The organism is Vibrio sp. J1-1 (assembly GCF_021728395.1).
Taxonomy (GTDB): Bacteria; Pseudomonadota; Gammaproteobacteria; order Enterobacterales; family Vibrionaceae; genus Vibrio.
This window is the reverse complement of sequence record NZ_JAKKCM010000009.1, coordinates 100602-115395: the sequence shown is the minus strand read 5'-3', so window position 1 is coordinate 115395 and position 14794 is coordinate 100602. Positions and strand designations below refer to the sequence as shown.

23 protein-coding genes are annotated in these 14794 nt (G+C 42.9%); 17 read left to right on the top strand and 6 right to left on the bottom strand.

The features are described from left to right. Position 1 precedes the first annotated feature (1 nt). Positions 2–529, top strand: a complete 528-nt coding sequence (locus L3V31_RS15575) for a chromate transporter (RefSeq protein ID WP_237317184.1) — start codon at positions 2–4, stop codon at positions 527–529. 325 nt (positions 530–854) lie between these two features. Further along, positions 855–1235: a VOC family protein gene (locus L3V31_RS15570; RefSeq protein ID WP_237317182.1), complete on the top strand. Its 381-nt coding sequence runs from the start codon at positions 855–857 to the stop codon at positions 1233–1235. 178 nt (positions 1236–1413) lie between these two features. On the opposite strand, the gene L3V31_RS15565 is transcribed toward L3V31_RS15570, so the two are convergent. Next, positions 1414–1653: an RNA-binding protein gene (locus L3V31_RS15565; RefSeq protein ID WP_237317180.1), complete on the bottom strand. Its 240-nt coding sequence runs from the start codon at positions 1651–1653 to the stop codon at positions 1414–1416. A gap of 228 nt (positions 1654–1881) precedes the next feature. Here L3V31_RS15565 and L3V31_RS15560 point away from each other — a divergent pair, with 228 nt between their 5' ends. Next, a complete protein-coding gene (locus L3V31_RS15560) occupies positions 1882–2172 on the top strand; it encodes a YkgJ family cysteine cluster protein (RefSeq protein WP_237317178.1) in 291 nt (96 codons plus the stop codon). A 103-nt stretch (positions 2173–2275) separates the two neighbouring features. On the opposite strand, the gene L3V31_RS15555 is transcribed toward L3V31_RS15560, so the two are convergent. After that, positions 2276–2830, bottom strand: coding sequence for a TetR/AcrR family transcriptional regulator (locus L3V31_RS15555; protein WP_237317176.1), 555 nt, complete (start codon positions 2828–2830; stop codon positions 2276–2278). A 95-nt stretch (positions 2831–2925) separates the two neighbouring features. On the opposite strand from L3V31_RS15555, the gene L3V31_RS15550 reads away from it, so the two are divergent. The 14 genes from L3V31_RS15550 (at position 2926) to L3V31_RS15485 (ending at position 10184) form a co-directional block, all read left to right on the top strand. Further along, positions 2926–3378: an HPP family protein gene (locus L3V31_RS15550; RefSeq protein ID WP_237317174.1), complete on the top strand. Its 453-nt coding sequence runs from the start codon at positions 2926–2928 to the stop codon at positions 3376–3378. 34 nt (positions 3379–3412) lie between these two features. Beyond that, positions 3413–3991: a DJ-1/PfpI family protein gene (locus L3V31_RS15545; protein ID WP_237317172.1), complete on the top strand. Its 579-nt coding sequence runs from the start codon at positions 3413–3415 to the stop codon at positions 3989–3991. A 34-nt stretch (positions 3992–4025) separates the two neighbouring features. Further along, the gene (locus L3V31_RS15540) at positions 4026–4721 is read left to right on the top strand and encodes an aspartate/glutamate racemase family protein (RefSeq protein WP_237317170.1); all 696 of its coding nucleotides are present in this window, start codon (positions 4026–4028) and stop codon (positions 4719–4721) included. Between the two features lie 10 nt (positions 4722–4731). Then, positions 4732–5169 carry a GNAT family N-acetyltransferase gene (locus tag L3V31_RS15535; RefSeq protein WP_237317168.1) on the top strand — a complete coding sequence of 146 codons (438 nt, stop codon included), beginning with the start codon at positions 4732–4734 and terminating at the stop codon, positions 5167–5169. Positions 5170–5245: 76 nt separating this feature from the next. Then, positions 5246–5764, top strand: coding sequence for a GNAT family N-acetyltransferase (locus tag L3V31_RS15530; RefSeq protein WP_237317166.1), 519 nt, complete (start codon positions 5246–5248; stop codon positions 5762–5764). 54 nt (positions 5765–5818) lie between these two features. Beyond that, positions 5819–6376: a GNAT family N-acetyltransferase gene (locus L3V31_RS15525; RefSeq protein ID WP_237317164.1), complete on the top strand. Its 558-nt coding sequence runs from the start codon at positions 5819–5821 to the stop codon at positions 6374–6376. 90 nt (positions 6377–6466) lie between these two features. Beyond that, positions 6467–6817: a hypothetical protein gene (locus L3V31_RS15520; RefSeq protein WP_237317162.1), complete on the top strand. Its 351-nt coding sequence runs from the start codon at positions 6467–6469 to the stop codon at positions 6815–6817. 125 nt (positions 6818–6942) lie between these two features. Next, positions 6943–7575: an HAD family phosphatase gene (locus L3V31_RS15515; protein WP_237317160.1), complete on the top strand. Its 633-nt coding sequence runs from the start codon at positions 6943–6945 to the stop codon at positions 7573–7575. Positions 7576–7621: 46 nt separating this feature from the next. Further along, positions 7622–7951 carry a VOC family protein gene (locus L3V31_RS15510; protein ID WP_237317275.1) on the top strand — a complete coding sequence of 110 codons (330 nt, stop codon included), beginning with the start codon at positions 7622–7624 and terminating at the stop codon, positions 7949–7951. A 17-nt stretch (positions 7952–7968) separates the two neighbouring features. Further along, complete coding sequence (locus L3V31_RS15505) at positions 7969–8394, top strand: GNAT family N-acetyltransferase (RefSeq protein WP_237317158.1); 426 nt, start codon at positions 7969–7971, stop codon at positions 8392–8394. 181 nt (positions 8395–8575) lie between these two features. Further along, positions 8576–8890, top strand: coding sequence for a hypothetical protein (locus tag L3V31_RS15500; RefSeq protein ID WP_237317156.1), 315 nt, complete (start codon positions 8576–8578; stop codon positions 8888–8890). Between the two features lie 17 nt (positions 8891–8907). Then, the gene (locus tag L3V31_RS15495) at positions 8908–9327 is read left to right on the top strand and encodes a GFA family protein (protein ID WP_237317155.1); all 420 of its coding nucleotides are present in this window, start codon (positions 8908–8910) and stop codon (positions 9325–9327) included. Positions 9328–9421: 94 nt separating this feature from the next. Next, positions 9422–9751 carry a zinc ribbon domain-containing protein YjdM gene (locus L3V31_RS15490; protein ID WP_237317153.1) on the top strand — a complete coding sequence of 110 codons (330 nt, stop codon included), beginning with the start codon at positions 9422–9424 and terminating at the stop codon, positions 9749–9751. A 37-nt stretch (positions 9752–9788) separates the two neighbouring features. Further along, on the top strand, positions 9789–10184 hold the full coding sequence (locus tag L3V31_RS15485; RefSeq protein ID WP_237317151.1) for an ACT domain-containing protein: 396 nt from the start codon (positions 9789–9791) through the stop codon (positions 10182–10184). A gap of 96 nt (positions 10185–10280) precedes the next feature. Here the strand turns inward: L3V31_RS15485 and L3V31_RS15480 are convergent, their stop codons facing one another. From L3V31_RS15480 to L3V31_RS15465, 4 genes are all read right to left on the bottom strand, one after another. Then, positions 10281–10481, bottom strand: coding sequence for a hypothetical protein (locus L3V31_RS15480; protein ID WP_237317149.1), 201 nt, complete (start codon positions 10479–10481; stop codon positions 10281–10283). Positions 10482–10845: 364 nt separating this feature from the next. Next, positions 10846–11400, bottom strand: coding sequence for a DUF3750 domain-containing protein (locus L3V31_RS15475; protein WP_237317147.1), 555 nt, complete (start codon positions 11398–11400; stop codon positions 10846–10848). Positions 11401–11706: 306 nt separating this feature from the next. Continuing rightward, positions 11707–13182, bottom strand: a complete 1476-nt coding sequence (locus L3V31_RS15470; RefSeq protein WP_237317145.1) for a Na+/H+ antiporter NhaC family protein — start codon at positions 13180–13182, stop codon at positions 11707–11709. A gap of 18 nt (positions 13183–13200) precedes the next feature. Beyond that, a complete protein-coding gene (locus L3V31_RS15465; RefSeq protein ID WP_237317143.1) occupies positions 13201–14544 on the bottom strand; it encodes a glutamine synthetase family protein in 1344 nt (447 codons plus the stop codon). Between the last annotated feature and the right edge of the window lie 250 nt (positions 14545–14794).

Below are 14794 nucleotides of genomic sequence, written 5' to 3'. Positions count from 1 at the left end.
CATGCAACTTTATATCGATATCTTCCTGGCATTTTTTATTCCTAACATCGTTGGTTATGGTGGTGGGCCTGCCATCATTCCTTTGGTTGAAGCACAAGTTGTAGGTCAGTATGGTTGGATGAATGCCAGCCAGTTCGCTGAAGTATTAGCGTTAGGCAACGCGCTACCAAGTCCGATTGCGACGAAAATGGCGGGTTACATAGGCTATGAAGTTGGAGGAACGCTTGGCGCGTTTATCGCCGTGTTCGCGACGGTTGCGCCTACCATCATCATCATGGTGATTGCGATGAGTGTATTGTACAAGTACCGTAATTCACCAAAAGTAAAAGCGCTAGGCGCGTGGGTTTTACCAATCATTTTCACCTTGATGTTATTGCTGAGCTACAAACTGATCATGTCTGGTGGCGAGGCTGGTTGGGGACATTTTGCGTTCCTATTTGTTGTCGCGGGTCTGTGTCTGGAAAAATTCAAAGTCCACCCAACTTATGTGATTTGCGCAAGTTTAGCCTATGGCGCATTCTTGCTTTAACTTCACTTAACTAAGCCGTTTAGTTAGATAGGTAAGACTGGGCTGATGCGATATGGAATCAGCCCAGCTTTTTTTAACCTTTATCAAAATACCTAATCCTTTCCTAATTTCCTGACTATATTAACGTTTCACGCGGCTCATTCGACAAACGATAGCAGTGACGATAATGTGTTGTTCTCCGAATTTACCCTTTACTTTTCCATTATATTAGCAAAATAGAAAGTACCATATTACGTGCTTCACACCTTAACAAAGCATCAATAGACATAAGAAAGTTGATATAGCAGAGTAGGTTAGTTCAACAACACTCTAAAAGGACGTATAAATGTTTAGTCACGTTATGGTTGGCTCGAATGATATCGATAAATCCAAACAATTTTATGATGCCATCTTGGCAGTTCTAGGTTACCAAGAAGGTGTGTTAGATCCGCATGGACGCTGTTTCTATTTTCATCCTGAGGGGACTTTTGCGATTACCGCGCCAATCAATGGTGAAGCTGCAACTTCAGGAAATGGTATGACGATTGGCTTTAAAGTGGAGAGCCCAGAGTTAGTCGAGTTATGGCATAAAGCCGGGTTGGAATGTGGTGGTGTCGAGTGTGAAGATCCACCTGGGGTAAGAACGATGGGCACACGTGAAATGTACCTTGCCTATTTACGTGATCCTGCGGGTAATAAGCTTTGCGCTACCCATATCATGGCTTAGGTAATCTTGCTTAACACTCAGTAAGTTAATCGATATTCGCAACGTATGGCATTTAGTTTGGCGTTGCGTTTTTTAATCTGGTCTGTCGAAGATATCAGATAGGGAGCAAGGGTTAAGGCTGGTAAAATTAAACAAAGGAACCTGTATAACGCTTGGTTAACCAGGCTCCGAAAGCTGCTTAGTTTTGAGCGAATTTAACTCTGATTGTGCTCTTGGCTACGCTAGTGTGATGAAGTTTTTCAAGTGCATTTTTCGCTTCATCTTTATCTGGCATCTCGACGAATGCGAAGCCTTTAGATTGCCCAGTTTCTTGATCTAATACTAGGTTGCACTCAGTGACGGTGCCGTAGGCTGAAAAAAGAACACGAATTTCATGTTCAGTCGTGGTTCGCGCAAGATTGCGGACTAAAAGTTTCATATTGTTTCGCCTGTAGTAAGTTGTGACCATTGTCTCAGGTAAGTTCTGACAAACCAAGTAAAGAATTGTCGTCACTAAGATGGAGCAAGCCTAAAAGCGTGTTTGCTATGCATTTTATTTTCGTAATAGCCAGTCCTAATCAATGCCAGCGTAAATATTTCTTATAAAGTTCCGAAAGTCCTATTAGATTTAAGGTATCATGCACGATTGACGAAATTGTAGTTACTCATGAATATACCGATTAAAAATACCTCTCCAGAAACGGCGTCTTGCTCAAACTGCAAAGCGTGTTGCTGCCGCCTCGAAGTCATGATCATTTCAGATACCGGCGTTCCAGATCAATTCATTTCCCGCGACCAGTATGGTGGTGAAACCATGATGAGACTGGATGATGGTTGGTGTGCGGCTTTAGACAGAGAAACGTACATGTGCTCAATATATGAAAACCGGCCCTGGATATGTCGCGAGTTCGAAATGGGGTCTTATGAGTGTATTGATGAGAGAGTAAAGTTTCTATAGGCTAGTTACCCCTTGATGATGCCGTATTTTTGCGATAGGGCATCGCTCAGAATAGTCATCATTTAATTAGCCTTAGCACCTTAGCTACTCGCTGCAACTACTGTTAACCGTCAATCATTTTGTTCAGGATTTGGATACATTGACTGGTAACATCTTGGTTATTTCCACTTACATGCGCCGTGACAATCGCACCTTCTTTTAAAATACAAATGGCATCAAGCAACGTACTCTCCGTACTTTTTAGATGGCTGGCGATGATTTGTCGGACTTCTTCTTTGTGATGTCCACAGAAACGTGCGATCTCACTATTTAAATCACTGAACTCTGCCGAGGTGTTGATAAAAAAGCAGCCTCTGAAGTTCCCTAAATTTTGTTCTTGATTGTTGAACCAGCTTTCTAACGCTGTAAATAATCTAATTATCAATTCTTTATCTGATTTCGAATCTACTAGTTTTTGATCTAGCCAGTTAGAAAACATCTCGTGCCTTTGTTGCAAGGCGGCCAACACCAGCGCTTCTTTACTTGAAAAGTGGGTGTAAAGTGTGCGTTTAGCCACGCCAGAGACACTCAAGATTTCATTGATGCCAATAGTGTTAATTCCGTTGGCATAAAAAAGCGATAACGCGGTATCCACTAATAACTGACGTTTTTTACTCATAAGGCTCCTCCTGTAAAAGTAGTTTGACAAAAGTAGACCAATTTGTCTATTTTAGTTTTGTAGACAAATCTGTCTACTTTTATTCGGAGAATAGTATGAAAAATCTTGGTCTATCTGTCATCGCAGGCATTGGAGCATTTCTGGCAATAGGATTGCTTTCATTTTTTGATTCCACAATGAGCGATGTAGCGCTGCTCATGGCGCCTTTTGGAGCGACGGCTGTACTGGTTTTTGGCGTACCCGAGAGTCCGTTGGCGCAGCCTAAAAATGTCATCTTTGGGCATTTAATTACTGCATTTGTAGGGTTGTTTTTTACTCAACATATTGGTGTTTCGCCTCTGACTCTGGCACTGGCTACTGGGATTGCAGTGAGTCTGATGCTAGTGACGAAAACCACGCATCCGCCAGCAGGGGCAAATCCGTTGTTGATTATGCTGTCAGGGCAGGGATGGGCTTTCCTTATTACTCCTGTTTTAGTGGGAGCTGTTCTTATTGTGCTAGTCGGAAAGAGCATGCAAGGGTTGCTCAAGCAATGGGTAAAAAGCTAAAGTGCTAACAATAGCTTATGTGCATGGAGGCACAATGAATATAGGCATATACATCTATGACGGGGCAGAGGTGCTGGATTTCTCCGGGCCTTTCGAAGTATTTAGTACAGCAAAGCGACTAGAGACAAGTGATTGGAATGTGTTTCTCGTCGCAGAAACTAAAAACACCGTTGCCGCAAGAGGTGGCTTCAACGTCTTACCTGACTATTCTATTCATGATCATCCCGATATTGATTTGTTGGTTGTTGTTGGCGGTTTACACACTGAGGAAATGACGAAGTTACCGGTATTGAACTGGATAAAATCGGTTGATCAACGTGCCAGTCGGGTCGTATCGGTTTGTACCGGTGCTTTTTTATTAGCCAATGCCGGTCTACTCAACGGCTTAACGGTCACAACGCACTGGGAGGACATCCCCGATTTGACGCGTCGCTTTCCAGATCTAATGGTGATCGATGATCAACGCTGGGTTACTTCAGGGAAATATACCACTTCTGGAGGCATCTCTGCCGGTATCGACATGAGCTTATATCTGGTTTCACAGCTACATAGTCGTGACTTGGCCGAGTTGGTCGCGCGTCAAATGGAGTATACGTGGCAGGAACGATCATAATTGAGCGATTGATGGTTCAAGTAAGGAAAGAAAAATGAAGACAGTAGGCATGTTAGGTGGGATGAGTTGGGAATCCACCGCCAGTTATTACAAAGCACTGAATGAAGGCGTCAAGTCAAGGCTAGGTGGCTTGCACTCAGCAAAAATCTGCTTATACAGCGTCGACTTTGATGAAATAGAAAAACTCCAGCATCAGGGTAAGTGGTCTGAAACGGCTCAGATTCTTGCTGAAGCAGCCAAGTCGGTAGAACGTGGTGGCGCAGATTTTTTAATGATATGCACGAACACGATGCATAAAGTTGTACCAGAAATTGAGTCGCACATATCTATTCCAATTTTACATATAGCTGATGCGACCGCAGAGAGCTTGGTTCAAGACGGGGTCACCAAAGTTGGCTTGTTGGGAACGCGTTTTACAATGGAGCAAGACTTCTACAAGGGAAGGATCTCAGAGAAATTTGGAATCGAGGTAGTTGTTCCAAACGTCGATGAACAAACCGTCGTTCACGATATTATTTATCAAGAGCTCTGCCTGGGTCAGATAAATACACACTCCCGAGAGAGTTATTTAAAGATCATCGCCAATTTGCATGCTCAAGGTGCGCAGGCTGTGATCCTGGGGTGTACTGAAATTGCATTATTAGTAAAGCAAAGCGACACGACGGTCCCTTTGTATGACACCACGGAAATTCATGCAGCGCATGGCGTTGAATGGGCATTAGGTAATTAAGGACCTTTACATGGACATTATTACTGGGAACAGCTCAGAGATCATTCAAAAAGCACAATCTATTCGCTATCAGGTGTTCACTGTAGAGCAGAAAATCCCGAGAGCCTTGGATCTGGATGGGTTAGATGAAGGCTCCATTCACGCATTGGTAGAGGACAAGGACGCTCTAGTTGCAACGGCACGATTAACGATAAAAGAGGGCGGTTCTTCTGTGATGGCCAGAGTTGCGGTTACAGAGCCTTATCGAGGAATGGGAATCGCGTCTAAAGTTGTCCAAGCGCTAATGGATTACGCTCGAAATGATGGGATAAGCTCTATCGAAATTCACGCTCATGGTTATTTACGCAATTACTATGAGAAGTTTGGTTTTGAGTTTATTCGAGAAGTTGAAATTGTTGGTGAACATCAGCTCATCGAAATGCAGTATCACATCAAAACGAAAGCATAACGATTGAATCGCTACGTGCGGCGCGTTTTGTGTCTGTGTTTCGGTTTAAGGCATTTTCATTTAAAAGGATTTTATCATGGAGTTAGTTGTACCATCAGTAGAGTTTGAGTCTTCCTTTGCTCACTTTTACGATGACTTTGCTCAACATGATGTTGAAAACTCAGAGTACTACCAAGAGGGTAAATCCAATTTCGTTCATTACGTTCAACTTCTGACTGATGAAGCGAATGGCGTTAACCTGAGAGAAGGATACGTACCCTGTAGTCATTTCTGGCTCGTCAATTCAGACAAAGCCATTATAGGTGCGATCCGTGTTCGTCATAATATCAACAACGATTTTCTGACATTAGAAGCAGGCCATATTGGCTACGACATTGCGCCTTCCTATCGGTCTCAAGGTCATGGAAAGTACATGCTAAGGCTGGCTTTGCGTAAAGCCAAAGAGCTAGGTATTGAGCAAGCGTTAATAACTGCAGATGACGACAATTTCGCTTCACGAAAAGTTATCGAAGCCAACGGTGGCCAACTTGAGAATGTGGTAATGGGTAAGGTGTTTCCCAATCTTTTGGCCAGATATTGGGTGGCTTGTAAGTGACGGTGTCACTAGCTTTAGTGCATCGAAGCGTACAATCCATTAAGAGAAAAACAAATGAAGATGAAAACCAGCAGATTGATTCTGCGTCAGTGGAAAGATGAAGATTTCCAGCCTTATGCTGAGTTATGTTCAGATCCGTTAGTGATGAGATATTTTCTCTCAACACTTTCCCAGCAGGAGAGCGACGAGCAAGCGAGTAAAATTCAGAGTCTTATTGCTGAAAATGGTTGGGGGTTTTGGGCGGTTGAACTGAAATCAACAGGCCAGTTTATAGGCTTTGTTGGGCTACATCAGCAAGATGAGAACAGTGGTTTTCCCAATGCGCCGTTCATTGAAATCGGTTGGCGGTTGTCATCTGAGTTTTGGGGACAAGGCTACGCGCCTGAAGCCGCGAATAAATCTTTAGAATTTGCTTTTAAAGAACTGGATGCGCCATCTGTTTATGCGTTTACGGCATTACAAAATGAGCCCTCTCTGCGCGTCATGCTGAAAATAGGTATGGTCGATACAAAGCAAAACTTCAATCATCCTAAGGTTGAAAAAGGCCATCCACTGGAAAGGCATTGCTTATACAAAATCTCGAAAGATAGCTGGTGTTCAAACCAACAGTGAGTAATTTAACGTGAAATGGCCTTAATGGAACGGTTATTCGTCGTGAGCTTTCGATGTCACTTAAAACGGATTTAACGCTAGGAGGAAGAGTTGCTTGATTTAATTAAAAAGGTGCTGCTCATTAACATGGTTGCCGCATTAACTGTGTTTGTTCTGTCGAAGTTTGTGCCTTTCTTTGCCACAACACAGCTTGTCGACTTTTTATTTTTTGTCGTCATCGTTATTTGGGTCTTGGCAAAGCTAATGTGGGAAGGGGGCGTACACAGTAAAGTATCTAGACTCGCCAACCCTAGAACTGACAAAGTCTACAAAATGGTAAAAGGCCATGATTTTGACAAAGAACAACAGGAGCTACGTCGGTATAATTATCAAGCCGGGTTAGTGTTGTTTATCGCAGGCTTACCAGCATTTGTGACTTGTTTGGTGCTGCAGTTTTTTTAATGACGGATATTGTGTTTAGTTTTGGCTTAACAAAAACTCGACGAAATACATGGTAACGATTGCTCTACTTAAAATAAGTAACCGTTACAAAAAATAATGCGCAAGTTGGTATCAAAGGAACAAAAATGAAATCGAACACTATTAAAAATGTCGTTTTTGACATCGGAAATGTGGTTGTTCGCTGGGCGCCGCTAGAAATCGTCAGGTTAACGTTTGGAAACATCGACTCCGCAGAAGAAAAGGTGAAAAGTATCTTTCAGTCAGACACTTGGTTAGATCTGAACAAAGGCATTATTTCTGAAAGTGAAGCAAAACTTCAATATCAACAACTTCTTGGTTTCTCCGAACTTGATTGCGAGCGATTGTTTTATTACGTGAAGCAAACCCAGATTCTAATTTATGGCTCGGTCGAGCTGATCAGGCGAGTTAAAGCGGCTGGCTATCGCGTGTTTGCACTCACGGATAATGTGCATGAAATTGTCTCGTACTTGAAAGAGACTTATGCGTTTTGGAATCTCTTTGAAGGGGCCACAGTCTCGGCTGAACTAGGGTTGTTAAAACCGCAACCAGAAATTTATCAGTCTTTGCTAACTCAGTACGCATTGAAGGCGTCAGAAACCGTGTTTATTGATGATATGCCATATAATGTCGAAGGCGCTGAAACGGTTGGCATGGCGGCAATTCAGTTTGAAAGCGCAGTGCAGTGTGAAGCGGACTTGAAGTCACTTGGGCTAAAGTTTTCATTTACAGAGAGTTAATGCCTAATAGAATTCACAAGGAAACGTAAAAACCACATCACAAGGAATTAGAGTGATCGATGACTTCTACCAACATGTACTGTCTCCACTTGGTATTAAATTAAAGTGGGCAGATGACTTTGCTGCAGGCTTTGGCTTAATCACAGAACCAAACGTCAGGTTTCTAATTGAAAAGGGTGATAACAACGCGAAAAGCCACATCGCTTTTTCTGCTCTTAATAAAGAACAAGTTATCGAGTTTCATCAAGCAGGCTTAACTCATGGAGCAAGTTGTAATGGGAAACCAGGGCTGCGAAAAAAGTACGCGCCTAACTATTACGCCGCCTTTTTGTTAGATCCTGATGGCAACAATGTCGAAGCCGTGGTTTACCTTTAGTGTTTAGCTGGAGAATGATGAACATTTCATTTCGGCCAACGACTGACTTTTCTGAGTCAGCTGAGATCACTTTTAATAATATGCTTTCTTATTATGAGCATTATTCGGTCGATTGGGATCAGAGAAATATATTGGAACACATTGTCAAACTGGAAAGCTGGGATATTTTGTTTGATGGGCAGATCGTTGGTGCAATCCGCCTGGAATATGATGATGGGCACTGCTACTTACGTGACCTTCAAGTCCGATCTTCATTTCAAAATAAGGGAATTGGTGCGGCAGCGCTGGCTGAAACTGCAAGATTGGCGAACGAGGCAAAACTAGCTCTTGTTCGGCTCAAAGTTTTCAAAATTAGTCCGGCTTACCACTTGTACCAGCGGAGCGGTTTTCAGGTGGAAAAAGAAGACGACAGGTTCTACTACATGTCCCGGGCAATCGCGTGATGTATATCATGAGCGTATCTTACTCAGTTAGATTTTCCCTGAGTTTAAAAATAATGGTCTATGGTTAAGAAGCTATCGTTCAACCCATTAATGATATGGGTTGAACGATAACATTTTTCGTATACATTCATGTTTAGCTAGGCGTTATTTTGTCGTGGTTCGGTATTAATTAGGGGATCTTATGACTGGAGAAATTATCAAATCGTCTACTGCTACGATACAGGTAGGTGTCGCAAGAGCGGATGGGAAGCTGTCTCTGACAGAGACAAAGATCATTTTTGAACCCTATAGTCAGAAACTTGCACTTGGTCCATACATTTTAAAGCGTGATGAAATTGTTTCGGTAGAAAAGTGCATAGGAAAAGGGGCAGGTATTATGCCCGTTACCAGTGACGCCATTCGTATTACGTTATCTGACGAACGCGCTTACGAGTTTATTATTGCAGAGCCCAATCAGTGGATAGCAGCGTTTGGTGCAACCAGTGTAAATAAGTAAAGGCAGAGGAGTGTTTTGTGGAAAGTGTACATAAAGGCTCGTGCCTTTGCGGCTGTGTGAAATACGAACTTACGGGCGCGTTTCAGCAATTCTTTTTATGTCATTGTACTCGCTGCCAGAAGGATACAGGTACAGTGCACGCTGCCAACCTTTTTGCGCAAGAGTCAACGTTAGTTTGGACTCAGGGTAAAAGAGACGTTAAGACTTATCAATACCCAAATACGTTACACAGCAAAAGCTTTTGTCAAAACTGTGGTTCAGCATTGCCAACGGTAGCAGAGAGTGTTGGTTTTATTGTCGTACCCGTAGGGAGTCTTGATAGCCCGGTACCTATCTTACCAACGGCAAAAATATTTACTGGTAGCTGTGCAAGTTGGGCAAAAGATTTGTCTCAAGTCCCGAGTTTTGAACAATTGCCAGAGCAAAATAAATATTAGAGCGTTAATGCGAGGGAAGATATTTAGGTATTGCGTGCATTTTATGCGTGACGTATTAACATAGCATTCAGATTTTTATAGAAAAGAGATAACTATGGCTTTCCCTCCTTGTCCAAACTGTCAATCCGAATACGTTTACCAAGACCAAAACCATCTCATTTGTCCTGAATGTGCTTATGAATGGAATCCATCTGAAGTCGAAGAAGTTTTTAGCGTCAATGACGCGAATGGCACTTTGCTCACAGAAGGGGACAAAGTAACTCTGGCGAAAGACCTAAAGGTTAAAGGCAGTTCTCTTGTTTTAAAGATTGGTACTAAAGCTGTAATTAGGCGCATCGTCGAAGGCAAAGATCATCAATTGGACTGTAAAGTAGACGGTGCTGGTGAAATGATGGTAACCGCTAAATTTGTCAAGAAGGCCTGAGTTTCATCAAATATTAAGCGATATGGAGAATACCTTTATGGTAGGGATAACCGAATTAGATGAACTGCTTCAATCATTACGCCCTCAGCTAGTAGACTCTGAGCTTGTGTTTTGTACCGTCTCAGGTGAGCTTAAAAACTATTTGTCGCTTAATCCTATTGCGACATTTACGGAAACTGAAGGTCTAACTCTAGTTATCGAAAAATCGGCTGCTCTGGAAGCGGGTTTATCTTTTGAAGGTTCATTTAAGCAAATTACACTTACGGTTCACTCTAGCTTGGAAGCGGTTGGGCTAACCGCTGCGGTGGCCACTAAACTGGCGTCAAAAGGCATCAGTGCTAATGTCATCGCTGCCTTTTACCACGATCATATCTTTGTCCAATCCTCTAAAGCAAATGCTGCACTCGAAGCGTTGTACGAGTTATCGGCGTAAGGTTTCATTTCTTCATTACAGTCCTTTGTAAAGAACGAGAATGTGCCCTACAACCGAAGTACACCGCAGGGCACATGTTGTGGAGCCGGTAGAGTATTAGTAAATATATCTTCGAAGTTCGTACGGGTATACTCGCATTCCATTTAACGTGTTTTCGTAAACGGCTTGTTCTTGGATATAAGACCAGATATGAGTATCTGTACCTGTTTGAGCGGCGAGTTGTGAGATCACCGTATCCACATCGTGGCCAGAGTAATCTTTGGGATGAATCAACATTTCCTTGATAACTGATAACATAATAACTCCCTTATATGTAATATAATTACCAAATAGTATGATTAAAACGTAGTTTGGTTTCTTTATGTGATCAAGTTCAGGATGAAATTTAATTTAAAAATTCATTTATGTAACTTATAAACACAGTTAGGGCGAATGATTAATCTCCCCAAGTTAAAGGCTATGTATTTAGTGATCATCCGTTTACGAAAAGACAACACTGTGTGGGTGGTGTGGAAAAAGAAAAACGGCGCAGGTTGCTAGCGCCGTTTTGATTCAAGAGCTCGTTGAGTTCTTTTTAGTCTAATCGATTAGAGTGTAGACGAGTTGGCCTTCTTTGTATGTTTTTAACACTTCATGGTATTTATCTTTCACTGCCCAACAATCAGTTGATGTAGCCGCTACCAATAGCACGAAATGGCATATCTAAATTGAGCTCCGGAACTTGCTGACCTACCCAGGCCGGAAAAGTGTTGCTGTTTGGCCCCGGAAATAGCGTGTATTCATTCGCCCAAGGGTAGTGCTCTACAACGCGCTGAATTTTAGGAATGAGCTCCTGGGCTTTTTCACCTTGTATCGACAGCACTTTTTCTGGAGGTGCACCATACCAATAACGATCAGGCGTAGCCGTTTGATACGTATATAATGCTGGTTGCCCACGGCCGACTCGCCACCCAACAACTTCATAGACGGTATATTCATTCGCATTCTCTGGCTTAATCGCAAGCCAAGTATGTACAGCAAACCAACCGCGCCAGCCAAAAGCGTCTGCTGCATAGAATTCGATTACCGCTTGTTTAACATCATTGGGATTAGGAGCAATGCCTGCTGGCTCGCGGCTTGCGGTGCGCCAGTCACTTTGAGTGCAGCCGCTTACCAGTACACAGAAAGCCAAGAGAATCGGCTTAAGCACCTGCGTTAAACACAATCTATATTTCATCGCTGTACTCCTAACATTCTTCTCATATCGACCAAGCGTTATAAATGCCATTGGCTACTCAGAGTCATGTCTTTAACATGTGGTCACCATAAAACTATAACGGTCTGTACGTATTTGTCATTGTCAGAGACCATATAGTCGTGCGTTTGTCAGTGAGATTGTTTAGAAGTTGATGTGGGAATTGTCTGCTAGTTATGGTTTATCTGGGACAAAAGGATAGTTGGAACGTAAGGGCTGAAAGGAGTGCTGAACCATAAAAAAGCCCTGCTATTGGTAAGCAGGGCTTTTGGTTATAACGGTCAGCGCTTATCCAATAACTAGGAAGAAAATTGCTGTCGCGATAATACCGATCAGTGCGTAAGGGAACTGGGTTGTTGCGTGCTGCATTGACGTACAACCAGAACCTTGTGCAGAAAGTACGGTTGAGTCACTGAAGAAGCATGAATGACTACCAGCAGCAGACGCAGAAAGTAGAGCCGCAACGGTTAGGTGTAGTGGCACGCCTAGTTGCTCACCCAATGGCAGAACGATTGGCATGGCTACTGCGAATGTGCCCCATGAAGATGCTGTCGCGAATACCAGACCACCCGTAATCAGGAAGATTATTGCAGGGAAGTAACCAGCGTTCAGATACGGACTCACGGTTTCAATAACGTATTGTGTTACCCCTAATGAGTCGTTAACATTTTTCAGCATGAAGCCGCCAATTACAGTAGCAAGGGGTAGTAGCATAACTTTAATGCCATCATAAACAGCTTCAAACATATCATTCATTGAGATAAGTCGTTGGAAACCGTAGAAGCATACTGTGAAAATGATCGCGACAAACACACCTGCCAATAGGTCAATGCCGAAGTACCAGCTTGCCGCCACTAGAACAACCATAGGCAGTAGGAAGTTGATTAGACCCATTGTTGGATTAGTATGAGCCGCAATATCAGAGCCAAAATCTACATCAGTTGCGCCTTCAGGACGAACTTGACCATTCTTCGCTCGTTGCTCTGCTGCTTTCATCGCACCTAAATCTGGGATCTTTTCCATCGCAACTAACAGAACGATGGCTAACGTTACCCAGCCATAAGCCATGTATGGGATCGCCTCAATATAGGTTTGAATCCCTTTGCCTGCCTCAGCGACGCCATTGGACTCTAGAAGAGAGCTAAAGAAGATTGCCCAGGTCGAGATTGGCACAAGAATACAGATTGGTGCCGCAGTTGAGTCAACGAGGTAAGACAGTTTTTCTCGAGAGATTTGGTAACCGTCTGTTACCTTCTTCATTGAAGAAGAGATAGCAATGGCGTTTAAGTAATCGTCGATAAAGATAACAATACCGAGTAAAAACGTCATTACCATTGACTGTTTACGGCTCTTAACCTTTGTCACCAGCATATCTGAGAAGCTTAAGATACTGCCGCCTTTCTCAAGAATCGCTATCAGGCCGCCCATCAAGCCACATACAAGGATGATCCAAGCAATAGTTTCATCCATCATAACCGTCATTGAGATATCAACGATTTGTTCAACCGCTTCAGCTGGGTTAAGCAGTAAAACCCCGGCAATTGCGCCGCTGAAAAGTGCTTCTACCGTTCGGTGCGTCGTTAAAGCGAAGACTAAAACCAATGCAGTTGGCAGAAGGCTCATCCATCCGTAGGCTTGCCCCTCTTCGTGATTCAATCCGATCGTTGTAAAAAGTACGAATGTCGCAACACAAATTAACGAGATAATAATATGTTGCATGTTGAATTTTAACGGCGCATCCATCGCCTTTGTTTGCGTAGTCATAAAGTGCATTTCCTTTGTTTATGCCGAGTGCAACATCCAGTCAATTTCCAGTGGCGTGATAGCGCGCTCAAATTCAGCGAGTTCACTGCGTTTGCAAGCTAAATACATATCGATAAATTCCCTTGAAATGTATTGAGCCAGCTCACTGTGCTCTAACTGTTCTAGAGCTTCTGACATACGTACAGGTAAGTCAATCGCATCATCACTTAAGGTTGATGGACATTGGTCTTTGGTATAGTTTTCACTCGCTAATACTGCTGAAAGTACTACTGCTGCGAGGATGTAAGGGTTAACGTCAGCTCCTGCGATACGATGTTCTATGCGGCGGTTTTTGCTATCGCTGATAGGAACACGTAATGCGACACCACGATGATTTTCGCCCCAGTCCGCTTTCGCAGGAACGTAAGCACCAGGAACAAATCGGCGGTAAGAGTTAACATTAGGACAAATTAATCCCATGGCACCTGATGTTTGTTCGAGCATCGCGGCCATAGTTTGATAGAAGAGGGGACTCGCCTCGCCATCTTGTTGGCTAAAGTGGTTGTTACCAGCACTATCCATCAAGCTTAAGTGGATGTGCATACCGTTACCAGCTTGATCGCCGAAAGGCTTAGCCATAAACGTAGCATCGAACCCGTGCTGGTGGGCTACCTGGCGAATCAGTCGCTTGGCGATGATGATCTCGTCACACGCACGAAGAACGTCTTTTGAGTGGTTGAAGTTGATTTCAAATTGGCCTGGAGCGGATTCCGATAGTGCGCCTGAGGTATTTAAACCCTGATCCAATGCTATTTTGTTGAGATCAGATAAGAAGTCAGCATAGTCATCGAGACCATCCAAGTCATACACTTCAGTGTCTTTTTCTCGTGTTTTCTTAGTCGGGTTAATTACGGTTAAAGGTGTGCCATTCTCACCGCGCTGTTTATCAATCAAGTAAAATTCAAGTTCCAGAGCAACACAAGGGTACTGGTCTTTAGCCTTTAACTTCTCAAGCATCGAAGCGAGGATATTGCGAATGAACAAAGGATTTGGTCGCTTTCCTGAATCATCCATCATGCTTAGTAGCAATTGTCCAACTTGTTCTTTCGCGGTTGGCATCAATGTACCGCTGATCGGGAAGCACAGATTATCTGGTTCACCCAAGTCTTCGCCTAACCCTGCCGTTTCTACCACATTACCTTTAGTATCGAGCGTAATAGTTGAGAGAGGTAATGCGACACCTTTATTAAGCTTTTCCAGAGCCTCTACCGGGATACGTTTGCCTCTTGGTGTTGCATTGATATCGGTAAAAATGAGGTCGACGAACTCTATGTTGGGCCACTGTTGTTTAAAATTTTGAACTTCCTGTAGATACGATTCCATTTTTTTCTCCAATAGCCAGATTGAGTAGAAATTAGAGATAGCTAAATTAACAATTAAATTACAAAGCGTTAATTAATCTTCGTGTTAATTCAGTTATATTTAATTTAAACAGTCACTTATCTTGTGTTCTGACTTTTTAATGGGTTGTTTTTGTGTTTTGTTGTTAACTATTTTTTAACAGCTGTTTGTGTCTTGTTCAATATAATGAGCACAAATATTCAATTTAACGGCCTAAAAGGTGCTCTGTGTC